At 65.1% G+C, this 23,017-nt stretch carries 19 protein-coding genes and 1 pseudogene; 13 read left to right on the top strand and 7 right to left on the bottom strand.

Annotated elements, in window-relative coordinates:
• The first annotated feature begins 61 nt into the window (after positions 1–61).
• Positions 62–1,444, top strand: coding sequence for a M23 family metallopeptidase (locus P6U24_RS17600; protein ID WP_407160329.1), 1,383 nt, complete (start codon positions 62–64; stop codon positions 1,442–1,444).
• Positions 1,445–1,577: 133 nt separating this feature from the next.
• Entirely contained in the window at positions 1,578–2,441 is an 864-nt protein-coding gene (locus P6U24_RS17595; RefSeq protein ID WP_407160328.1) for an urea carboxylase-associated family protein, read from the top strand.
• Positions 2,442–2,616: 175 nt separating this feature from the next.
• On the opposite strand, the gene P6U24_RS17590 is transcribed toward P6U24_RS17595, so the two are convergent.
• Positions 2,617–3,321: a type 1 glutamine amidotransferase gene (locus P6U24_RS17590; RefSeq protein ID WP_407160327.1), complete on the bottom strand. Its 705-nt coding sequence runs from the start codon at positions 3,319–3,321 to the stop codon at positions 2,617–2,619.
• Between the two features lie 11 nt (positions 3,322–3,332).
• Between P6U24_RS17590 and P6U24_RS17585 the strand changes: the two genes are divergently transcribed.
• On the top strand, positions 3,333–3,626 hold the full coding sequence (locus tag P6U24_RS17585; protein ID WP_407160326.1) for a hypothetical protein: 294 nt from the start codon (positions 3,333–3,335) through the stop codon (positions 3,624–3,626).
• A gap of 915 nt (positions 3,627–4,541) precedes the next feature.
• Here the strand turns inward: P6U24_RS17585 and P6U24_RS17580 are convergent.
• Entirely contained in the window at positions 4,542–5,027 is a 486-nt protein-coding gene (locus P6U24_RS17580; RefSeq protein ID WP_407160325.1) for a DUF3124 domain-containing protein, read from the bottom strand.
• 118 nt (positions 5,028–5,145) lie between these two features.
• Here P6U24_RS17580 and P6U24_RS17575 point away from each other — a divergent pair, with 118 nt between their 5' ends.
• From P6U24_RS17575 to P6U24_RS17565, 3 genes are all read left to right on the top strand, one after another.
• Complete coding sequence (locus P6U24_RS17575) at positions 5,146–6,873, top strand: cation:proton antiporter (RefSeq protein WP_407160324.1); 1,728 nt, start codon at positions 5,146–5,148, stop codon at positions 6,871–6,873.
• Positions 6,870–7,616: a 4'-phosphopantetheinyl transferase family protein gene (locus tag P6U24_RS17570; protein ID WP_407160323.1), complete on the top strand. Its 747-nt coding sequence runs from the start codon at positions 6,870–6,872 to the stop codon at positions 7,614–7,616. The genes P6U24_RS17575 and P6U24_RS17570 overlap by 4 nt, the downstream gene beginning before the upstream one ends.
• 110 nt (positions 7,617–7,726) lie before the next feature.
• Positions 7,727–8,014, top strand: a complete 288-nt coding sequence (locus tag P6U24_RS17565; RefSeq protein ID WP_407160322.1) for a hypothetical protein — start codon at positions 7,727–7,729, stop codon at positions 8,012–8,014.
• A 38-nt stretch (positions 8,015–8,052) separates the two neighbouring features.
• Here the strand turns inward: P6U24_RS17565 and P6U24_RS17560 are convergent, their stop codons facing one another.
• Complete coding sequence (locus tag P6U24_RS17560) at positions 8,053–9,327, bottom strand: glycoside hydrolase family 3 N-terminal domain-containing protein (RefSeq protein WP_407160321.1); 1,275 nt, start codon at positions 9,325–9,327, stop codon at positions 8,053–8,055.
• A 208-nt stretch (positions 9,328–9,535) separates the two neighbouring features.
• On the opposite strand from P6U24_RS17560, the pseudogene P6U24_RS17555 reads away from it, so the two are divergent.
• The 6 genes and pseudogenes from P6U24_RS17555 (at position 9,536) to P6U24_RS17530 (ending at position 17,264) form a co-directional block, all read left to right on the top strand.
• A pseudogene (locus tag P6U24_RS17555) lies at positions 9,536–10,239 on the top strand (response regulator).
• Positions 10,240–10,286: 47 nt separating this feature from the next.
• Entirely contained in the window at positions 10,287–11,936 is a 1,650-nt protein-coding gene (locus P6U24_RS17550; protein ID WP_407160498.1) for an ATP-binding protein, read from the top strand.
• Between the two features lie 248 nt (positions 11,937–12,184).
• Positions 12,185–13,801 (top strand): ABC transporter substrate-binding protein, encoded by a 1,617-nt coding sequence (locus tag P6U24_RS17545; RefSeq protein ID WP_407160320.1) that lies wholly within the window; start codon positions 12,185–12,187, stop codon positions 13,799–13,801.
• Positions 13,802–13,825: 24 nt separating this feature from the next.
• On the top strand, positions 13,826–14,803 hold the full coding sequence (locus P6U24_RS17540) for an ABC transporter permease (RefSeq protein ID WP_407160319.1): 978 nt from the start codon (positions 13,826–13,828) through the stop codon (positions 14,801–14,803).
• 2 nt (positions 14,804–14,805) lie between these two features.
• Positions 14,806–15,636, top strand: coding sequence for an ABC transporter permease (locus tag P6U24_RS17535; RefSeq protein WP_407160318.1), 831 nt, complete (start codon positions 14,806–14,808; stop codon positions 15,634–15,636).
• Positions 15,633–17,264 carry an ABC transporter ATP-binding protein gene (locus tag P6U24_RS17530; RefSeq protein WP_407160317.1) on the top strand — a complete coding sequence of 544 codons (1,632 nt, stop codon included), beginning with the start codon at positions 15,633–15,635 and terminating at the stop codon, positions 17,262–17,264. Before P6U24_RS17535 ends, P6U24_RS17530 begins: the two co-directional genes overlap by 4 nt.
• Here P6U24_RS17530 and P6U24_RS17525 read toward each other — a convergent pair.
• On the bottom strand, positions 17,261–18,571 hold the full coding sequence (locus tag P6U24_RS17525; RefSeq protein ID WP_407160316.1) for an NAD(P)/FAD-dependent oxidoreductase: 1,311 nt from the start codon (positions 18,569–18,571) through the stop codon (positions 17,261–17,263). The two genes, P6U24_RS17530 and P6U24_RS17525, sit on opposite strands and share 4 nt — an antisense overlap.
• A 255-nt stretch (positions 18,572–18,826) precedes the next feature.
• On the opposite strand from P6U24_RS17525, the gene P6U24_RS17520 reads away from it, so the two are divergent.
• On the top strand, positions 18,827–19,684 hold the full coding sequence (locus P6U24_RS17520) for a VOC family protein (RefSeq protein WP_407160315.1): 858 nt from the start codon (positions 18,827–18,829) through the stop codon (positions 19,682–19,684).
• 36 nt (positions 19,685–19,720) lie between these two features.
• On the opposite strand, the gene P6U24_RS17515 is transcribed toward P6U24_RS17520, so the two are convergent.
• From P6U24_RS17515 to P6U24_RS17505, 3 genes are read right to left on the bottom strand one after another with little or no spacing between them, the layout of a single operon-like run.
• Positions 19,721–20,773 carry a 2Fe-2S iron-sulfur cluster-binding protein gene (locus tag P6U24_RS17515; RefSeq protein ID WP_407160314.1) on the bottom strand — a complete coding sequence of 351 codons (1,053 nt, stop codon included), beginning with the start codon at positions 20,771–20,773 and terminating at the stop codon, positions 19,721–19,723.
• Positions 20,770–22,680, bottom strand: a complete 1,911-nt coding sequence (locus tag P6U24_RS17510) for an ethylbenzene dehydrogenase-related protein (protein ID WP_407160313.1) — start codon at positions 22,678–22,680, stop codon at positions 20,770–20,772. The genes P6U24_RS17515 and P6U24_RS17510 overlap by 4 nt, the downstream gene beginning before the upstream one ends.
• Positions 22,677–22,934, bottom strand: a complete 258-nt coding sequence (locus P6U24_RS17505) for a hypothetical protein (protein ID WP_407160312.1) — start codon at positions 22,932–22,934, stop codon at positions 22,677–22,679. Before P6U24_RS17505 ends, P6U24_RS17510 begins: the two co-directional genes overlap by 4 nt.
• Between the last annotated feature and the right edge of the window lie 83 nt (positions 22,935–23,017).

Here is a 23,017-nt window from a genome sequence, read left to right as displayed (position 1 = left end):
AAATCGCGCACGACCAACGAGGCCGTAAGGAACGCATGCTCCGACCGGCGCGGGAGTGCCGATGTCGTATCGTTCCGGGCAGTATGCCGAGTATCCCCAGCACCATGCCCATGATCGCGGCCGCACCGTGCCGCGCCGCGGCCCGGTCAGCCACCCTGCGCCCGCGCCCCCTGCCCCATCCCCGGATGGCTATACGCTGGTGCACGCCGGCAAGCAGGTCCGGTTCGGGCCAGTGGTGTTCTGGATCGTGGTCGGCACGGTTTCGCTGCTCGGCATCTGGTCGGCGGCGACTGCGACCTATTTCGCGTTCCGCGACGACGTGCTGACGCGCCTGATCGCGCGCCAGGCCGAGATGCAATATTCCTACGAGGACCGCATCGCCGAGCTGCGCGCCAAGGTCGACCGCGCCACCAGCCGCCAACTGCTCGACCAGGAGCAGTTCGACCAGAAGCTCGACCAGATCATGAAGCGGCAGGCCGCGCTCGAAGGCCGCGCTGCCGCGCTCGGCAGCATGTCCGATATCACCGGCTCGATCCGCCCCTCAGCACCGGCATCGCGCGCGCCGATCGTTTCCGATCCGACGTCGCTCAATAATGCATCGACGCCGAAGCCCTCGCCCATCAGCGACACCGTAATCTTCGTGGCGCCCCCGGACCGCGAGGCGCGGCTGGAATCGCGTACTCCCATGCTGGCCAGTGCGCAGGCCAGCCCCTCCGCGAAACTCGCCGGCGTCGACAACGTGCTGACACGGCTGCAGCGCTCGCTCGACCAGGTCGAGCAGCGCCAGATCGCAATGCTCAACACCGCCGAGGAAAGCATGGAGTCGCGGCTGCGCCGGATGCGCGGCGTGATCTCCGATCTCGGTCTCGACATCGCGCAGCTCGAATCGGCGACGCCGAAGGGGCCGCCGATGGGCGGGCCGTTCGTGCCGGTGAAGCTGCGCGGCGAGGCCGGCCCGTTCGAACGCCAGCTCAGCCGTATCAACATCACCCGCGCGCAGGTCGAGCGCATGAACCGGACGCTGGCGCTGGTGCCCTATCGCAAGCCCGTGGTCGGCGAGGTCGAGTTCACGAGCGGCTTCGGCGTGCGCTCCGATCCGTTCCTCGGACGGCCCGCGATGCATACTGGGCTCGATTTCCGCGCCCAGACCGGTGATCCCGTGCGCGTCACCGCCAATGGCAAGGTGGTCAATGCCGGCTGGGCCGGCGGCTATGGCCGCATGGTCGAGGTCGACCACGGCAACGGGCTGTCGACCCGCTATGGCCATCTCTCCGAGATCAACGTCAAGGTCGGCCAGCAGGTCAGGATCGGCGATGTGATCGGCGAGGTTGGCTCGACCGGCCGCTCCACCGGCCCGCATCTGCATTATGAGACCCGCATCGATGGCGAAGCCGTCGATCCGCAGAAATTCCTGCGCGCCGGCGTGCGCCTCAGCGCGGGATAAGCCTCACTCACGGCACAGTTTTGTAGCCGGATGAGCGCAGCGACAGCCGGGTTTGTTTCAAACCGGAGTCCCGCATGTCGCTTCGCTCATGCGGGCTACAATGATCATGTCCCGAACGATTCGAGGCCGAGACATGACGCCGAACATCCCGCCCGCCCCCGCTGACGCCCTCTCCTGCCGCGCGGCCAAGCCCGCGATCGTCTATCCCGCAGGCCACCTGCTTCGGCCCGATATGGGCGTGCTGGCGACAGCGCGCGCCAGCATGCGCAAGGTCGACGAGATCGTGGTGCCACCGCGTGACGCAAAAACGTTCCGCGCATCGCGCGGCCAGTTCGTCCGCATCGTCAGCGTCGACGGGCCGCAGGTCGGCGACCTCAATCTCTGGAACGCCCACGATCTCTCCGAGCGCTTCTTCAGCGGTAAGACCCGCGCGCTGCACGCCACCCACGTCGGCACCGGCGACCGGCTGTGGAGCACCATGCCGCACCTGCGCCCAATGGCCACCATCAGCTTTGATACGCTTAGCTGGTACGGCTTCGACGACGAGGGCGCCGGCGTCCATGACGTGATCGGCACGCGCTGCGATCCCTATACGAACATGCTGCTGAACGGCCGGCCTTACGACTTCTGCTGCCATTCCAACTTGTCGCGCGCGCTGGCCGCGGAACTGAAGGAGGAGCCACGCGCGGTCGAGCATCACGTACACGATGTGCTCAACGTCTTCATGTGCACCGGCTTCACCAAAGACACCCACCAATATTTCATGAAGGCGAGTCCGGTTCGTCCCGGCGACTACCTCGAGTTGTTCGCGGAGATCGACCTGCTCGGCGCGCTGTCAGCCTGCCCCGGCGGCGATTGCAGCGCCACGCATTCGAGCGACGCCGCGGCGTGCTATCCGCTGCTGATCGAGATCTACGAGCCCGACCGCGCCACGATTGCCGGTTGGCCGTGGCCGGCGGCGAACGGCTATCACCGCGGCCACGGCGCGCCGGAGTAGCCACTGCCGTCATTGCGAGGAGCGTCAGCGACGAAGCAATCCAGACTTCCTTCTCGGCTCTGGATTGCTTCGCTTACGCTTGAAATGACAGCGAGTCACACCTGTCCCGTTTCGAACTCCATGCGCCGCGCCGAGCCGCGCGCGCCAGCGTCATTCAGTCGGAAAATATCATTTATCATTTCCGCAACAGAAAGCGCGTGATGGCCTGGCCGAGTCTCGCGCTGTCGAGCGGCTGGGCCAGCGAGGCCTTGGCGGCGGCGACGACAACATCGGGCGCAATACCTGCCCGCGCCTCGCACAATTCATAAGCGAAGGCTGCGTCGAACTCCGGATGCGGCTGCACCGTCAAGGTCGCACCGTTCGCATAGAGCAGTCCGGCATGTCGCGTGAACGGCGACGACATGATGGTGCGCGCTATAGCAGGCGGTTCGATCACCTGATCCTGATGCGAACAGGAGATGGCGAGCTCTGCATCCTCGATGACGCCATTGCCCGGCGTCACCTGATAAACGTGACGGCCGATGCCCCAGCCCTTGTCCGACTTGCGAACCACCCCGCCCATTGCCTGTGCGATCAACTGATGGCCGAAGCAGATGCCGACGAGCGGCGTGCGGTTCGCATAGGCCGCCCGCACGAACTCCTCGAGCGGCGCAATCCAGTCGAGCCCGTCATAGACGCCGGCGGACGAGCCGGTGATCAGGATCGCCTGCAAGGACGCGGGATCGGGCAGCGGTTCGCCGTTGGGGACGCTCACGACATCGAAATCGACGGACGCATCCACGGCGCGGATCATCCGCGCGAACATCGCAGGAAACGACCCGTGCCGTTCGCGCCAGCGTGCCGGAACGAGCCCGGTTTCGATGATGGTGATGCGAGGCATGAGGTCTCCGGATGGCGATGGGCAACGCGATCCCGCCTGAATTAAGTGCAAACAGCGAAAGGCGCCAGCAGGAAAACAGCCCGGATGAGCGCAGCACCATCCGGGTCATCCGACGTACAGCCCCCGATATCGTGGCGCTCACCCGGGGGGTGCTCATTACCGAATCCTCCAAAACCAGAAGATGCTATCAACTATGTAATCTACTTCACAGTGTTTCTCCCGCCTCCGTCACGAAGAGCAAGGAGCTCAAGGAATCGCAAGCAGAGATCAAAGCAGCAACCGGAGCGCTGGCGCAGCCTACGTGACCGCTCAGCCAATCGGCCGACTGCAGCTTTCGGTGTAAAAGGAGACCCGATCCCGGGTGTCGAGACGAGCGTTTCCGGAAACTCATCCATGATGGAGCGCGAGGACGGACACGGCGCCGGGACAACCGATGCGCAGTGTCCGTCAGCATCGGCTTGTGAGCATATGCGCCCACTTTACCGATATTCGCAGGCAGCAGCGAGTATCGCAGATCCCTGGAGCGCTATTCAAAGCAAAGAACACAATTCGCCTGTAAACTTCAACTCCATGCGCCAACCGTCCGAGCTGGTCCGAAATTCTTCTTTCGTTTTTACAGAAATAGTGTATAGTGCGTCCTGTCCTGCCTCACTGAGGGGGCGTACGCGTCGTCACGACGTCGAGTGCGGGATGCGGTGGACGCATCACGGCCGTTGGACGAACGGCTGCAAGCGGACGGTGAAGTCGTGTGGTCCTGGCGTCCCGGTGCTGGCGCCGAGGTCGCTGAACTCGACGAGTTCAGCGACTGATGGGGGCAATCAAGCCGGTCCCCAAGGAGAGCGCGTATAAGCCGTAAAACACCGCGCAGGGAATGCCGGATGTTCGGCTGCACCTGTGGTGACTGCCACCAGCTTTTCTTGTTGCTGGCGGGCCATGGGTGAGGCCTTCACCCGGCATTCCCTGCGCCCTTCTCATTGAGAGGGCGACGACGATGCATCACTCGGACGCGGATGGCGTGGCGAGAACGTCAAATCATGTCTCAGCGTCATTGCGAGCGAAGCGACCTATCCGCCATAGCCCGTAGGGCGACGGCGGAAGCAATCAAGCGTCACGAAGAAGGTCTGGATTGCTTCGGCGCAAGAGCGCCTCGCAATGACGGTACGGAGGGAGCCGTGCCGATCGCGTACCGGACCGCCCCGTCGCACCACGTAATGACAGCCCTACTGCTTGCGGCCTACCAGCCTGATCGGACGTCCCTGGCTGATGAAGGCATAATGACCGCTGCCAATGCCGCCGACCATCAACGCCTCGACCACCGGTTCGGCGATCTCGCCACTTGCGGCCCACTCGACCACGAAATTGGCGCCGGTGCCGCCGCGCACGTCCTTGACCGGGAGGAATATCTCGATCGTTCCGAACGGCTTCAGTGCGACCGGCCCTTTCACATAGGCCTCGACTCGCGCGCCGGCCGTGTCGAAATAGTCGATACGCTGGAGAGTCAGCGGCCGCGATTCGGAGGCATTGTGCACGCTCAAGGTGACCGAGAAATCCGCGCGCATCCGGCCCGGCGTCATCGCCACGCTGGAATAGACCGGCACGTAGAACGCGCCCGAGACCGTGGCCGGCTCGGCCGGCACGGCCGTCAGCGAGGCTGCAAAATTCTGCTGCAGGCTGGATGCTGGGTCCGCCGCCGCCCCGCTCGCCATGAGGCCGGCGCACGGGCCTCCCAACAGCGCCCAAACAACGGCCGCAGCCCCAATGTGACAGATTGCGGCTTTCCGACGCGTTCCCTTGCGCCTAATTTGCGGCGATGGGGACGACGTCATGCATGAACTGATCGGCGACATCACTCTCTGCATCCTGTTTGCGTGGGGGCTCGGGCTCGCTGCGCAATTCTCCCGGCAGCCATCGATTCTCGCCTACCTGATCGCGGGCTTCGCCATAGGCCCCTTCGGCGCCGGCTGGGTCAAGTCCCAGGAGTCGATCGCGATCATCTCCGAACTGGGCCTCATCTTCATGCTGTTCATGATCGGGCTCGAGATCGACCTGAAGAAGATCATTCGCGCAGGTCCCGTGATCCTGATCGCGGGGGGCGTCCAGCTGATCGGCGGCGCGCTGCTCGGCCTGCTCTTCTTCGTCGCGATCGGGATGCGGCTCGGCGGCGGTGGTTATGACGCGCTCTATCTCGCCGTTGCCTGCGCGCTGTCCTCGACCGTCATCATCGTCAAAGTGCTGTACGAGAAGCACGAGCTCGATACCCTGCCCGGCCGCATCACGCTCGGCGTGCTGGTGCTGCAGGACGTGTTCGCGATCCTGTTCCTGGCAGTGCAGCCGAGCCTTGACGACCTGCATCTCGGCGTCATCCTGCTGTCCTTTGTCCGCGCCGGAGCACTGGTCGCGACTGCGGCGCTGCTTAGCCGCTACGTGCTGCCGCCACTGTTCGGCCGCATCGCGCGCAGTCCGGAGCTGATCCTGCTCGGTGCGCTGGCCTGGTGCTTCCTGATCGGCGAGATCGCCGAATGGCTGCACCTCTCCCGCGAGATGGGCTCGCTGATCGCAGGCGTCTCGCTCTCCACCTTTCCCTATGCGCTCGATGTCACTGCCAAGGTCACGACACTCCGCGACTTCTTCATCACCCTGTTCTTCGTCGCGCTTGGCATGACCATCCCGATCCCGAACCTCTCGGTGGTCGGCCTGGCGCTGATCATCGCGCTGTTCACGGTGGCGAGCCGGCTGATCACCACATTTGCGCCGCTCTATCTGATGCGGCAGGGCCTGCGCGCCAGCCTGTTGCCCGCGATCAATCTGGCGCAGATCAGCGAATTCTCGCTTGTCATCATCCAGACCGGCATTGCCGCCGGCCATCTGCGCAGCGAGACGTCGAGTGCGGCCTCCTTCGCCTTCGTCGTGCTCGCGGTGCTCTCGACCTTTGCGATCGTGCGCTCGGACCCGATCGTTCGCCGGATGCTTCCACGGCTGAAACGTACCGGTCTGCGCGATCTCGATCAGGTCGTGGCCGTGGGCAGCATGGAGGACAACAGTCACGCCGCGGCGCGGCGCGTCGTCATTCTCGGTTTCTTCCGCACGGCGAGTGCGCTGCTTAGCGAGATCGAGCGCAAGCATCCTGCCCTGCTCTCGCAGATCGGTGTGATCGACTTCAATCCGGTCGTGTTCCGCACCCTCTCGGAGCGCGGCATCCAGGTGACCTATGGCGACATCAGCCATGTCGACACCTTGGTGCATGCCGGCATTGGCAAGGCCGAGCTGATCATCCTGAGCATTCCGGATTCGCTGCTCAAAGGCGCCAACAACGAGAAGCTGGTCCGCCATGTCCGCAGCATCAACGCAACCGCCAAGATCGTCGCCACCGCCGACGTGCTCGCCGACGTGAAAGATCTCTACGATGCCGGAGCCGACTATGTCACGGTGCCCCGCCTCAGCGACGCCATGGTGCTGCTCGACCTGATCAAGGCGGCGGACGCGGGCCTGCTTGCCGAGCGCCGCGCCGAGATCGATGCCATGCTGGCCGAGCGCCGCGAGGTGTTGCCGTGACCCCAGCGCTGGCGAACGAAATCCACGTCTGGCTGATGGAGGTCGATGCGCCGCCGCCCGCTTTGCTCGCCGAATGGCGGCAATGCCTCGATACGGACGAGCTCGCCCGCGCCGACCGCTTTTATTTCGAGCGCGACCGCATCATCTACACGGCGGCACATTGGCTGCTGCGCAGCGCGCTCGCCGAGGCCGGCGGCCTACCCGCGGCCGCCTGGCGGTTTGCGACGGGGCCGCATGGCAAGCCGCACATCGATCCCGCGCTCGGCCATGATGCGCTCGGCTTCAATCTCTCGCACACCAAGGGGCTGGTCGCCTGCGCGATCACAAATGGCGGCGAGATCGGGATCGATGTCGAGCTGATGGAGCCGCGCCGCTCGGAGCTGGACATTGCGGAGCACTACTTCAGCGCGGCCGAGGTGGCGCTGTTGCGCGCCATGCCGGCGGCTCGGCATATGCGGACCTTCTTCCGGCTGTGGACCTTGAAGGAGGCGCTGATCAAGACCACCGGCGAGGGCCTGGAGCGCGCGCTCGACAGCTTCTCGTTTGCGTTCGATCCGGTCGCGGTGACCTTCCATCCGGACGACGCGGCTGAGGCCGCGCGCTGGACCTTCTCGGAGCTGGAGCCGTCAGCGCATCACGCGATGGCGCTCGCGATCCGGCAGGATACGCGCCGGCCGATGCGGCTGGTGACGACGCGCTTGCGGATCGGCGGTGATGGCCAGGTCGTAGCTGATCGGAGGTAATTGAGGAAGGCGTTGTGGTTCCAGAGCGGCAAAAACAGCCCTCGCGAAGCCTGAAAGGGTCGCGAATCACAACCCGCTTGTCCTACGCTAGCGAATCGAGGAGTGCAGCAATGGTTGCGGACAGTGACAGCCGGATCGCCTGGCATCGCGCACAGCTCAAGAAGAACCGTGCGGAGCTGAGGCAGATCGAAACCAAGAGGTTCACGGTCGGTCAAAGCTCGGGCGCGCGAGCGCAGAACGAAGCGCGGCGGCAGGTCGCCGAGCTCAAGGACAAGATCCGCCAGTCCGAGCAGATCATCGGCCAGCACGAGAAGCAGACGCGGCGGCCGCTCGCGACCGATCTGCGCAGCCTGTCCAGCGTGTCCTGGGGCACTTGGGACGCCAACGTTCCGCGTTGAGATGGATGTGAGGTCGCGCGGCGGCCGGGGCCAGCGCCTCACTCACCAGACCAGCGCTGCAGCCGGGTGTCGCTCGCCCTGAGCATCGCCATATCGAGCTCGCCGCGGGCAAGCGCTTGGGCCGCGCAGTCGAACACGCGGTAGAACTGCGCGCCGTCATAGGCGACGAGCAACAGGTCCGCCCCGCCATTGAGCGCCTCGACGACGGTCTGGCAGACGTCGCCGCCATAGATCGCGCCCATCACAAGATCGTCGGTGATGATGACGCCCCGGTAGTTCCACCGCTTGCGGATCAGCCCGTCCAATACCGCCTTGGCATGCGACGCCGGCCGGTCCGGATCGAGCGTAGTGACCGCGACATGGCCGACCATCAGCGCCGCGCGCGAGGTCGCCAGCACCTCGCGGAACGGCCGCCAATCCGCGGCCTCGAGCGTGGCGAGCGGCGTGTCGAGCTTTGCTGCGAAATGATGGGTGTCGGCGCGGACGCGGCCGAGGCCGGGGAAGTGCTTCACCGCTGCATTGACGCCAGCGGCCTCCAACCCGCGCGCATAGGCGCCGGCGATGTCGCTCACAATTGCGGGGTCGCTCGCGATCGCGCGCTGGCTAATGAGCGTGTTGAAGTCGAGCCGGTTGCGCTGCCAGTCCGGGCGCAGGTCGAGCACCGGCGCGAGATTGAGCGTGACGCCGATGCTGGCGAGATCAGCGCCCTGGCGCCGCCCATAGGCCTCGGCCTGCGCCTCGCGCTGATCGGGCGCCACGGTGGCGAGCGAGGACAGCGCCGGCTCGTCCGGCAGCGGCGGCGACAGATGCGCGACGATGCCGCCCTCCTGGTCCGCCGCAACGATGAGCGGGGGCAGATGGGCAGCGGTGCGCGCAGCCTGCAGTCTCGCGATCTCGCTCTTAAGCTCGACGGCGGTGCGTCCCGCGGCATTGTGCCGGGTGACATAGACGCCGGCGAGCATCGCGGCCTCTTCTGGATTGTCGTAGCCGACCACGAAATGCGGCCCGAGCAGGCGCGCGGTTGTCGCCTCGATATGCAGTGCCTGGTATTTGCGGAAAGCAAAGACGGATTGCGCCGCGACGAACGCAACGAACGGCACGCACCAGGCGGCGAGCAGGAGCCGCCGCGCGATGCCGCCGCGCCAGGCGCCGCGATAGATCATGGCGGTGGGCACACCGATCGCCATCATCACCAGCGCGATGTGGCCGGCGCCGCGCAGCCTGACCAAATAAGGCTCGTTGCTGTTGACGGCGATGAGGATGAGAAAAAGCGCCGGCAGCCACAGCGCCACAATGCCGATACGTCTGAGCATCCGGTCCATCGCCTCAGGAGGTGAAGACGGATCGCACCTAGCAAGATGCCGCCAACCGCGCCAGATGCAGAATGGCGCCTGCACGAAATCTGCAAGAGAATCCTGAAAGCCTGCAGAGCTCGAGCTTTCGCGGCTGGAGATTGCAGCATTATCTCGATACACATCCGATGTTCGCCGTTCCGAAGTAATCCATGTCCCGGACCTCCATGTGACCCACCGCATCCTTGTCGTCGACGATGACCCGCATATCCGCGAGGTGATCCTGATCGCGTTGCGCAAGGCGGGCATGACGGTGACGGAGGCCGCCGACGGCAAGGCGGCGCTCACGCGTTTTGCCGCCGAACGGCCTGATCTGATCGTGCTCGACGTCGGCATGCCCGAATTCGACGGGCTCGAAGTCTGCCGGCAGATCCGCAGATCCTCAGACGTGCCGATCCTGTTCCTGTCGGCCCGCGACGAGGAGATCGACCGCGTGCTCGGGCTCGAGATCGGCGGCGACGACTATGTCACCAAGCCGTTCAGCCCGCGCGAGCTGGTGGCCCGCGTCAACGTCATCCTGCGCCGCTCCGCAGCGCGGGCCACGACCAGGCAGGCGCAAACGGGGGAGCTTGCCCATGGCAGGCTGCGGCTCGATCAGGACGCGCACGCGGCGCATTTCGGCGAGGTGCCGCTGTCGCTGACCGCGCTGGAGTTCGGCATCCTGCGCGCCCTGCTCGGCCGGCCCGCCGTGGTGTTCAACCGCGAGCAGATCATGGCCGCGGCCTATCAGCTGAACATCCAGGTCTCGGACCGCACCATCGACAGCCACATCCGCAATATCAGAGCCAAGCTCGCCGCAGCCGGTTGCGAAAACGCGATCGAGACCGTCCATGGCGTCGGCTTCAAGCTCGGCGCTGCGGCGCCCCGTCATGAGCGACTGGCACCCGCGAAAGAAGTGGCGGCCCTCGTTGCGACTGATCATGTTCGCGGTGCTGACCCTGGTTGCAACGCTGCCGCTGGTCGGCCTGTTCTTCTTCCGCATCTACGACAACCAGCTCATTCGCCAGACCCAGGCCGAGCTGATCGCCCAGAGCCGCGTGCTCGCCGCCATCTATGCGGAAGAGGTCACGAGCCGGCTCGGCGCAGGCATTCCGCTCGGCGCGGAGATTCCACGGGAGCTGCGGCCGGACCCGCCCGATGCGGTGACGCCGATCCGTCCCCTGCTCGATCTCACGGCTGACGATCTGTTCGTGCGGCGGCCCGATGCGCTGCCTGCGCTAAGGCCTGCGGCTGCAGCCTATGTCGCGATCGGCGCCCGCCTGATGCCGATCATCCTGGAAACCCAGAAGGTGACGCTGGCCGGTTTTCGGATCCTCGATCCGCAGGGCGTCGTGATCGCCGGCCGCGACGAGGTCGGCCAGTCCTTGGCGCATATCGACGAAGTCGCAGCCGCGCTGCGGGGGCAATATCAGGCAGCGCTGCGCATTCGTGTGCCTGACAAGGCGCCGCCGCCGATCTATTCGATCAGCCGCGGCGTTGGCGTGCACGTGTTCTCGGCGATGCCGGTCATCGTCAATGACCACGTCGCCGGCGTGATCTACACCTCGCGCACCCCGCGCAACATCTTCGAGCACCTCTATCAGGAGCGCGGCAAGTTCGCCGCGGCGGCCGGCACGGTCGCGTTCTTCACCCTGCTGATCGGCCTTGTGGTGGCGCGGACCATCACCCAGCCGATGCACGAGCTGATCCAGCGCGCCGGTCAGATCGGCCGCGGCGACCGTGCCGCGTTCCGCCCGCTCGCCCATTACGGCACCCGCGACTTCGCCGAGCTCTCGCGGCATTTCTTCGCCATGGCCGAGCAGCTGGCGCGGCGCAGCGACTACATCGCGAACTTCTCTGCGCATCTGACCCATGAGCTCAAATCGCCGCTGACCTCGATCAAGGGAGCCGCCGAGCTCCTGCTGGATTCCCTGACTGGTCCGAGCGGGACGCTGACCCGCGCCGAACAGGAGAAATTCCTCCGCAACATGCTCGGTGATGCCGAGCGGCTCGAGACAGTGGCGCAGCGGCTACGCGAGCTTGCGCGCGCCGAGGTCGTGTCGCAGAACGAGCAGAGCGAGCTTGCCGACGTGATCGACAGGCTGCGCGAACGCTTTCCCGATGCCGCCATCGAAGCGGGCGGCTGCGACGGGCATCGAATCGCGATGTCAGGCGATATAGCGCTGATCGTCCTGACGCATCTGACTGATAACGCGCTTCGGCACAATGCGCGCCACATCCATATCGAAGCCCGCGCTGATGCCGAGGTGGTGGTTCTGACCGTCGCCAATGACGGTGATCCGATCTCGCCGCACAACCGGGAACAGATCTTCGATGCCTTCTTCACCACCCGGCGCGACAGCGGTGGCACCGGCATGGGGCTCGCGATCGTGCGCGCGATCATGACGAGCCATGGCGGCAGTATCATACTGTCGCCGTTGGCAAGCTGCGTCGGCTTCGTGCTGCGCTTTCGTACCGCGTCACCTGACTTGCCAGCTCGAACTACTTTCGATCCTGATCATGCCGCCAATCCAATTCACGGTTGCCACGACAATGATCCCTCCCACAACAATTCCATGTCAGCCGGCTGATCGCTGCTTCAGCAATGTGCGGACGAGACATGCAGCCCGACACGTGCAATTGGCTAACAATCCGGGCAAGCTCGGCGCGGTCGTGCTGCGGATGCATCGTGATCCGGAAATTTATTCCAGACAGCGTGCATCCGTTGCAGGGTGCTAACCATGCGGCGGGTCGAAGCAGCTGATAGAAATGACTTGATCTCATGTCCCGCGTAAGCTTTGAGCTTCGCTATTGACCCCGCCGTCCTCGGGAGAGCTTGATGGATTTGTCTCGTTTCGAAATCAACCGCCGCACCGCGCTTCTGACCTCGGCCGCGATCGCCGCCAACGTCATCAATCCGCTTCGGGCGTTCGCGCAGGAGACGCCGCGCAAGGGCGGCGTGTTCAACGTGCATTACGGCGCAGAGCAGCGGCAGCTCAATCCAAGCCTGCAGGCTTCGACCGGCGTCTACATCATCGGGGGCAAGATCCAGGAGAACCTCGTCGATCTCGACGGCAACGGCCAGCCCGTCGGCGTGCTCGCCGAGAGCTGGGAGGCCTCGCCCGACGGCAAGACCATCACCTTCCATTTGCGCAAGGGCATCAGCTGGCACGACGGCAAGCCATTCACGTCGGAGGACGTCGCCTTCACCGCGATGAACATGTGGAAGAAGATCCTCAACTACGGCTCGACCCTGCAACTGTTCCTCACCGCCGTCGACACGCCTGATCCGCAGACCGCGATCTTCCGCTATGAGCGGCCGATGCCGCTGAACCTACTGCTGCGCGCCCTGCCCGATCTCGGCTACATCTCGGCCAAGCATATCTATGAGAGCGGCGACATCAGGCAGAACCCGGCCAACCTTGCACCCATCGGTACCGGCCCGTTTAAGTTCGTCAAGTACGAGCGCGGCCAATATGTCATCGCCGATCGGAACCCGGATTACTGGCGGCCGAATGCGCCCTATCTCGACCGTATCGTCTGGAAGGTGATCACCGACCGCGCCGCAGCCGCCGCACAGCTCGAAGCCGGCGAGTTGCACTACAGCCCGTTCTCGGGCCTGACCATCTCCGACATGGCGCGGCTCGGCAAGGACAAGCGCTTCATCGTCACCACCAAGGGCAATGAAGGCAACGCTCGCACCAACACGATCGAGTTCAACTTCCGCCGCAAGGAGCTGTCCGACGTCCGCGTTCGCCGCGCCATCGCGCACGCGATCAACGTGCCGTTTTTCATCGAGAACTTTCTCGGCGACTTTGCCAAGCTCGGCACCGGCCCTATCCCCTCGACTTCGACTGACTTCTATCCCGGCCCCGAAACGCCGCAATATCCTTACGACAAGGCCAAGGCGGCCGCGCTGCTGGACGAGGCCGGCTTCAAGCCTGGGGCCGGCGGCACGCGCTTCTCGTTGCGGCTGTTGCCCGCTCCCTGGGGCGAGGACATTTCGCTGTGGTCGACCTTCATCCAGCAATCCCTGGGCGAGGTCGGCATATCCGTCGAGATCGTGCGCAATGACGGTGGCGGCTTCCTCAAGCAGGTCTATGACGAACACGCCTTCGATCTCGCCACCGGCTGGCATCAATATCGCAACGATCCCGCCGTCTCGACCACGGTGTGGTATCGCTCCGGCCAGCCGAAGGGGGCGCCCTGGACCAACCAATGGGGCTGGGAAGACGCCAAGATCGACAAGATCATCGATGACGCCGCGACCGAGGTCGATCCGGCCAAGCGCAAGGCGCTTTACGCCGATTTCGTGCGCGAGGCCAACACCGAGCTGCCGGTCTGGATGCCGATCGAGCAGATCTTCGTCACCGTAATCACGGCGAAGGCGCGCAACCATTCCAATACGCCGCGCTGGGGCTCGACGAGCTGGCATGATCTTTGGCTTTCGGCTTGAGGCAAACTTCGTCAGAATGAGCGCATGCGCATCCTGAGCCTTGCGGGGCGGCGGCTCGCCGCCTCGATACCGACCCTGCTGCTGATCCTGATCGGCGTGTTCCTGCTGTTGCAGTTCGCACCGGGCGACACGGTCGATGCGATGATGGCGCAGATGGGCGGCGGCGACGCGGCAACCGCGCGCGAGCTGCGCCATTTCTACGGGCTCGACCTGTCGATCCCGGCCCAGCTCGCCAATTATCTCTGGCACCTAGTGCGGCTCGATCTCGGCTTCTCCGCGATCTACGGCAAGCCGGTCGCAACCGTGATCCTGGAGCGGCTGCCGGCCACGTTGCTGCTGATGACCGCCTCGCTGTCCTTTGCCTTCTTCCTCGGCCTCCTGTTCGGCGTCGTCGCCGCGCGCGGCGTCAACAAATGGCCGGATACCTTGATCTCGACCGTCGGGCTGATCTTCTACGCCACGCCGTCGTTCTGGTTCGGCCTGATGGCCATCGTCGTGTTCTCGATCTATCTGCAGTGGCTGCCGGCCGGCGGCTTCGAAGATATCGGCGAGGTCAGGACCGGCATCTGGCGCGTGCTCGATATCGCGCGCCACCTGGTGCTGCCGGCGCTGACGCTCGGACTGATCTTTCTCGCGATCTATTTGCGCATCATGCGTGCCTCGGTGCTGGAGGTGCTCAATCTCGATTTCGTCCGCACCGCGCGGGCCAAGGGGCTGGACGAGACCCGCATCGTGACGCGGCACGTGCTGCGCAACGCGCTGTTGCCGATGGTGACCCTGATCGGGCTGCAAGCCGGCACCATGCTCGGCGGCTCGGTCGTGGTCGAGACCGTGTTCTCGCTGCCCGGCCTCGGCCGGCTCGCCTATGAATCCGTGGTGCAGCGCGATCTCAATACCCTGCTCGGCATCGTCTTCGTCTCCGCCCTGCTGGTGATCACAGTCAACTTCATCGTCGATCTGCTCTACGCGCGGCTCGATCCGCGCATCACGGCGGAGGGTTGAAGATGGACGCCGTGAAGCGCTACTTCCGCAGCCCGTCCGCCGTGATCGGCCTGACCCTGCTGCTGGTCGTGATCGCGATGGCGCTGAGCGCCAGCACGTTCTATCCGCGCGATCCGCTGGCGCTGGCTGGCCGGCCGCTGCTATGGCCGTTCGCCAATCCGCGCTTTCCGCTCGGCACCGACAATTCGGGCCGCGATATCGCTGCGCAGATCTTCTATGGCGCGCGGATCTCGCTGCTGATCGGCGGCGTCGCGACGCTGATCGCCGTCGCGATCGGCGTGCTGGTCGGCGCCCTCGCCGGTTATTACGGCGGCTGGACCGACAACATCCTGATGCGCATCACGGATGCGTTCCAGACTCTGCCGAACTTCGTGCTGCTGCTGGTGCTGGTCGCGGTGTTCGGCTCGACGCTGACGACGGTCACCATCGCGGTCGGCATCGTGTCTTGGCCGGCACCGGCGCGGCTGACCCGCGCCGAGTTCCTGTCGCTGCGCAACCGTGAATTCGTCCAGGCCGGCAAGACGCTGGGCATGGGTGATGCGCAGCTGATCCTGCGCGAGATCCTGCCTAACGCGCTGCCGCCGGTCATTGTCTATGCCAGCGTTGTGATGGCGGTCGCGATCCTCCTGGAAAGCGCGCTCGCCTTCCTGCGCCTCTCCGACGCCAATGTCGCCTCCTGGGGCAATTTGATCGGGCTCGGGCGCGACGTATTGCGCGTGCAATGGTACGTCTCCGCCATCCCCGGCGTCGCGATCCTCGTCACGGTGCTCGCGGTGTCGCTGGTCGGCCAGGGTCTCAATGACGCACTTAATCCCAGGCTGAAGCAGCGATGAGCGCCGGTTATCCCCTTCTCGCTGTCGACGGCCTCAGCGTGCGCCTGCCGAGCGGCGCCGACCGCACCCATGCGCTGACGGATGTGTCGCTGTCGATCGCGGCCAACGAGATCCTCTGCATCGTCGGCGAATCCGGCTCCGGCAAATCGATGCTGGCCAATGCCGTCATGCGGCTGCTGCCGGAGAATGTCGGAATCGAAAACGGCCGCATCCTGTTCGAAGGGCGCGATCTCTGCACCACGTCGCCTGGCGAGATGCGCAGGATTCGTGGCGCTGAGATCGCCATGATCTTCCAGGAGCCGATGACCGCGCTTAATCCGCTGCGCACCATTGGCGACCAGATCAGCGAGATGCTGGAAATCCATACCGATCTGTCCAAGGCGCAGATCAAGGCGCGCGTGCTGTCGCTGCTATCGGACGTGCACATTCCCGATCCGAAGGGCGCCGCCAAGGCCTATCCACACGAACTGTCAGGCGGGCAGCGCCAGCGCGCCATGATCGCGATGGCGCTCGCGCTCGATCCGAAGCTCCTGATCGCGGACGAGCCGACCACGGCGCTCGACGTGACCACGCAGGCGCAGATCCTCAAGCTGATCCGCGAGCTGCAAACGCGGCGCGGGACGGCCGTGCTGTTCATCACCCACGATTTTGGCGTCGTCGCCGAGATCGCCGACCGCGTCGTGGTGATGCAGCATGGCGTCGTGGTCGAGCAAGGTGCTGCGAAAGCCGTTCTCGGCGATCCGCAACATGCCTATACCAAGCAGCTCATTGCCGCGGTGCCGCCGCTGCAGGCGCCGCCGCCGCGCCGGCTCGCGGGCGAGATCATCCTGAATTTGGCCGGAGTCACCAAGACCTACCGTACCGGCGGCTTTCTCGGCCGCGGCGTGCGCGTCACGCAGGCGGTGAAGAACGTGTCGCTGGAGCTGCCGAAAGGCGCGACGCTCGGCATCGTCGGCGAGTCCGGCTCGGGCAAATCGACGCTCGCTCGCTGCATCGTCCGCCTGATCGATCCCGATGCTGGTGCGATCCTGCTTGAGGGGCAGGACTGGGCCAAGCTGTCGCGCGCGGACATGCGAAGGCAGACGCGATGCATCCAGATGGTGTTCCAGGACCCGTTCGCCTCGCTCAATCGGCGCCGCAAGGCGGCCGATCTGGTCGCGCAGGGACCGATCGTGCACGGGACGCCACGCGCGCAGGCGCTTGCCGAGGCGCGCGAATTGTTTGCGCTGGTCGGCCTCGATCCGTCCGCCGCAGACCGTTTCCCACATGAATTCTCTGGCGGCCAGCGACAGCGCATTGGCCTTGCGCGTGCGCTTGCGCTCAAGCCAGCAGTGCTGGTCGCCGACGAGCCGGTCTCCGCGCTCGACGTCTCCGTGCAGGCGCAAGTTCTGAAGCTGCTCACCGGCCTGCGCGAACAGCTCGGGCTTTCGATCGTCTTCATCACCCATGACCTGCGCGTGGCGGCGCAGATCTGCGATCTCGTGGCGGTCATGAAGGACGGAGCCGTGGTCGAGCACGGCTTGACGCATGAGGTATTCAGCCGGCCGCAGCATCCCTACACACGGGCGCTCATCGAGGCCATTCCGGGCGGCGAGTTCGCCAGGACGCACGAGACCGCTGCCGTCTAGGCGATCTCCCGCGCATCACGCCGGCGGTAGACGAGCAGCATCAGCGGCGCGAGCTTACGCAGCAGCGTATGCGCTGGGATGGTGACAGGTTCCGAGAACGGCAGCGCCAGCTCATTCGCGGGCACGCCGCGCACCGCCTTTGCCAGTTCCGCGCCGAGCGGAATCGTCAGCGCCACCGCGCGGCCGTTGCAGCCGGTCCAGCCATAGGCATCCGGCCCGAGCCTATGGATGCGCGGCATGTAGTCGGTGGTCATGCCGACATAGCCGTTCCAGACGTAGTCGAAGCTGATCTCGCCGATCTGCGGCCACAGCCGTTGCAGCCGTTCGGTAACGCGCGCCTTCAGCCGCTCCGCCTTGTTGCCGGGACCGATCACCGCTCCGCCAGTGACCAGGCGGTTGCGCGCATCGTAGCGCGCGAAGTACAGCTCGCCACGGGTATCCGACATCGCCTGGCGCGCCGGGATGATGGTCTTGCGTACATTGTCCGACAGCGGCTGCGTCGTCATCTGCCACGACAGCACCGGCATCACCTCATGCGCGATCTCGGGCGCGAGCGTCTTCGAGAACTCGCCAGTATAGGCGTTGCTCGCCAGCACCAGGGCGCGGGCCGACAGCTCGCCTCTGTCCGTGCGCACCACCCAGCGATCGCCGCGGCGTGCGAAATCGATCACCGGCGAGCGCGCATAGATGCGCGCGCCCAGGCCGAGCACGGTGCGCGCGAGGCCGCGCGCGAGCGCCAGCGGGTTGATATGGCCGCCGCTCTTGTTCCAGAAGCCGCCATGCCAGGCATCCGAGCCGAGCATGTCCCTGACCTGATCGCGCGACAGCAGCTCGACCGGCGCACCGACTTTCGACCATTGTTTGAAGCGCCGCTCGGCAATCTTGATGCGACCCGGCGAATGCACCGGCTGCACCCAGCCGGCCTGCTCGTGCTCAGCCTCAATACCGTAGCGCCTGACCGTGTCGAACAATGTGGCGGCGCTGTCGCGCAGCATCGCCACGAAGCGCTCGCCCGCTGCCGCGTGGCGCGCGATGATGTCGTCGGGATCGGGCCGCGACAGGGTCGGAATCACCTGGCCGTTGTTGCGGCCCGAGGCGCCCCATCCCGGCTCCATCGCCTCGACGATCGCAACATCGACGCCAGCCTCGCGCAGATGCAACGCAGTGGACAGGCCGGTGAAGCCTGCACCGATCACCACGACATCCGCGCGCTCGCTGCCTTCGAGATAGGAAAGATCAGGCCCTGCCGGTGTCTGTGCGACCCATAATGACGGCGGCCATTGCACGTTGCTTGTCGTATCACGCATCTTCGCCAGAATATCCTTACCCTACGCGATCTCTGCGAGAGATCATTCTTCTCTTGCGCCATCGGCATGGCCGCGCCGGGTTGCGAGGCATGGATCGATTGGGCATAGTTCCGCCGCTAGAGCCTTTTCCGTTCAGACTAAAAATCGGAACGGGGCTCCAGCTTCTTATTTTGACGCGTTTTCTTAATGCGAACCGGTGTCCACGTCGCTTGAAAACGCTCTAATATGCCAAGTTCAGCGCAAGGAGACAAACGCGTGGCCCTGAAGAACGTCATCGGTATCGATCACGCGGTCGTCGTGGTGAAGGAGCTCGACGCGGCGGCCGAGACCTGGAAGCGGCTCGGCTTCACGCTGTCCCCGCGCGGCACCCACAGCGAAAAGATGGGTTCGGGAAATTACACCATCATGCTCGATCCCGATTACATCGAGTTGCTCGGTATTCTCGCCGAAACCGACCACAATGCGCCGACCCGCGCCTTCCTGGCGAGACGCGGCGAAGGCATCGAGCGCATTGCCTTCACCGCGATCGACTCCGCCGCCGGTGCCGAGGAGATCCGCGCGCGCGGCTTCGAGCCGATCGGGCCGATCGATTTCGAGCGTCCGGTGCCGATGCCGGACGGCAGCCTGTCGGCAGCGAAGTTTCGCGTGTTCCAATGGCCGGTGGCGGAAGCGCCGGGCGGTTTGCGCATCTTCGCGTGTCAGCACAAGACGCGCGAGACAGTCTGGATTCCCGAGCTGATGCGCCACGCCAATGCCGCGAGGCGCCTCAAGCAAGCCCTGATCGTGACGCCGGAGCCGGCGCAGGATGCGGCGCACCTTTCGCGCCTGATCGACATCGAGGGACGGCGCGAGGCCGATGGCGCCGTCACGGTGCCCTCCGGCGGCAACCGCGCTGATTTCGTATTCCTGACAGCCGACCAACTGTCTGTCCGCTATCCCGGCGTTTCGTTAGACGGCTTAGCGGAGCGCGGCGGCGCCGGGCTCGTCATCGCCTCGCACGACCTTGCCGCGACCGAGAAGGCCCTGGGTGCCGCAGGCATACGCAGCGGTGCAAGCCTCGTCGTGCCGCCGGCATCCGCCACCGGCACCCTGCTCGCCTTCGTCGCATCTTAAAGGACCTATGGCGGCTGCATCACTTGCGGCCGCAGGTTACGCGGACATCCGCGCGTCGGCCGGCTGCAGCATGGCCGGCCGGCCGCGCTGGCTATCGAGCCAGCCGGCAAGACGTCCCATCAGATTGCTGCCCTGCTCCGAGGGCTGCGCCGACGACACGAACGGATCGCAATAGCAACGCGCGCCCGCAGCGCGGGCGATCTTCGCCACCGCATCGGTCATCGCCGGTGCGCCGCAGGTATAGACCACGTCGTCCGGCGTCAGCTCCGGCATGTGCTCGGTCGGCCGCCCGCTCCGGATCGCCGGCGAGACGTTCTGCGGCTCGGAGACGATCGGAATGATTCGCACGTTCGGGAAGCGCGCCAGGCGGCAGAGCGCCTGGTGCATGTAGAACGACTGCAGGCTTCGCGCAGTGACGATGAACACCATCTCACGCTTTGGATTCTCGGTGATGGCGGCGACCGCGATCGACCACATCGGCGCAAAACCGGTGCCGCTCGCGACCAGCACCGTGCGTCCGCGATGCTTGGGCCGGAAGAAGGCGGTGCCGAGCGGCGCGATCACTTTGACCTTGTGGCCAGGCTTGATGTCGCGTCCGAGCGCCGACGACACCAGCCCGTCCTTCACGTTGCGGATATGCAGATAAAGCAAGTGATCGTCGGGAGCGCCGGCCATCGGGTAGGTCGGGCTGTAGCACCGCGCGGGGAAGCCGCGGAACTGCACCTTGGCGTACTGGCCCGGGAAATATTTCAGCGGCTTCGGCAGATCGAGGGTCACGCCGAACACGTCCGGCGCCAGACGCACGAGATCACCAAGCTCCGCCGACATCGTCACCGTCTCCGGCGTCGGCTCGATCACGATCTTCAGGTCAGAGACGACGCGCGCCTGGCACGCATGCGCCATGTCGCCTTCGGTGCCGCCGAACAGCTTGCCGTCGACGACACGCACCTTGCAGGAACCGCAGATGCCGCTGCGGCAATCATGAGGCAGTTCGACGCCATTCGTGATCGCGCTGTCGAGCAGGAGGTCACCGCAATTGGCGTAGAAGGTTTCCTTGTTCAAGGTGACCTTGCAAATCTTCCCCATCATTCCACCTCAAGTCGGATTGGCCGGACGTGCCGGGTATGCCGGATCTGGCTGTGATCAAAAGCTGAAACACGCATGTAGACCCCGCTCTTCAGCGGGATGTCGTATTTGCTGCCGGTATCGAGCTTGCGCGCGACCTCGAGCGCCCAGTGTCCCGAGGCCCAGCGCGCCGCGCAGCGCACGTCGGCGCGGTCGCCTGAATAATCGCCGGAGAGGACGACGCCCGGTAGCACCGTGCCGACCGGAATGCGGCTGTCCGCTTCCGCCGAATACGGCACCGACTCAGCTTCGGTCAGGAACCAGCGCGCATTCTCACTCTCGCCCATGTTGGGATCGAGGCTGATCTCGCCCATCGCCGCGGTCATTGCCGCAACGTCCTTCGGCAGCCGCAGCGGACGGACGCCGCGATTGCCGAGCTTCATGGCCTCGGCGTCGAGCACGAAATTGTCCTTGTAGTTGCCATTGCCGGGATCGGGCGCAAAGCCGCCCTTGTAAGGCACCGTGTTGCTCACCTGCTCCGGCGTCGGCTCCGCCGGCGGACCGAAATGATCGTCGTCGAGCCAGCCGGTCGGGCCGCCGCTGGTGGCCTTCCACTGCCAAACGTCGGCATAGATGCCGGGGCCGGGCGTGTAGTGGATGCCGCGACCCGACATCGTCGCCGGCTTGTCCGACATCGGCTGCGGGCTCGCATGGAAGGTGCGGTCGCCGGCGAGCGTGACGCTGAGCGTCGTGAACAGCACCGAGAACTTGTCCTCGTTGTAATCGTGCTCGTCGCCGACCTCGTAGCCGTTGTGCAGCAGGTACCAGCCATCGGCCTTCTTGATCATCGGCAGCTGCTTCAGCGAGCGGGTCGGATCCTCCCAGGTGAACAGGAAATAGGCCCAGGTGCCGTCATGCACGGCGCGAATTTGGATTCGGGATTCGCCGGTGCCGTCGAAATTGCCGCCCTGATTGGTGATGACCTCGTGCGGCGCGACCGTGCGCCAGATGTGATCGGAGGTGTCGCCATCAAGCGTCGGCGTGTCGGCCGTCGAGATACGATGGATCGTCACCGTGTCTTCTGCGAAATAGTCCGCCGCGACCATTGCCGATCCCGCAGTGATCGCTACTGCCATCGCGACGGCGAACGGGTTGGACTGGAAGGTCGCATTGCGGCGCCGCGCACTGGCTTTGCCCCCTCCCGCGCTGCGCCGGGCGCCGCCGGATGCCTGCGGCTCGCCGCGTGGGCGAATGCCCTCGGCCCGCTTCGTGGCCGAAGCCGCAACGGGCGCAGATGGCGGCGCTGCCCTAACCGGCACTTCGCTTTCCTCCAGCCGCTCGGTCTGCTCGACAAGCATGGTGAGCAGCTCGACCGCATCGAGCCGCGGTGGTGGCGGCGGCAGCGCGGACGGCCTGACCACGCGGAGCAACTGCGATTTGCCGCCGATGCTATAATGAGTCAGGACATGCAGGACGATGAACACCGGCACGACCCAGGTGGCATACCAGTGGATCTGCATCGTGAGATGGCCCGATGCGACACCGAAGAACAGCAATGCCCCACTGACGATCAAGGTCAGCATGGTTAGAAACAACAACCAGTGCAGGAGGATGCTGATCGAGCCCTTGCGCGCTTGGGGCCGTCCAAACAGGCCGCGCAGCCTGATCTTGTCCATCGCCACGCGCCGGCTCAATCCGGAGCGCATTACGTAGATCATGTAGGCCACCGCGACGCCGACCAGTACGACGGCCGCCGGCATGTGCCACGTCCAGACGTGGGCGCGCGGCAACATCCAGTCGATCCTGTTGAGCCAGGCATGGTCAGGCGCTTCCGTTGCGATTCGCAGGCCGGTGATGAGCGCAACGACCGTGGCGCCCGCCAGCAGCCAATGCAGAATGATCGTTCCGTAGTCGGTTCGACGAATTCTCACGCACGCACCCCCACCCCGGAGCGCATGCGGATCGCGGCGCCGAACCGGCGCGCGATGCTGATGGATTGATCAGTTGATTGGCAGCGGCGCGCGCCGCGGCGGTTCGACTCTCCACATGCATCAGGCCGCGCGATCATCCGCCAGATGTTGGTCTCGGTACGCAACTTATCGTTCCCCCAGATGCCTTTGACGGCAATCGAGAATATTTCGACGTCGCGACTGATGCTGTCGCGACGCCTTGGACGGTTCATCACCCCACCGTCTTTTTGCCGGTACGCCAGACCGGCACTGAGCTCCGCGGTCGGTTCCGCCGGTCGTTGCAGCGAAGCAGACAGCG

Source organism: Bradyrhizobium sp. STM 3557 (assembly GCF_045571465.1).
Taxonomy (GTDB): Bacteria; Pseudomonadota; Alphaproteobacteria; order Rhizobiales; family Xanthobacteraceae; genus Bradyrhizobium.
This window is presented reverse-complemented; position numbering and strand designations above follow the sequence as displayed.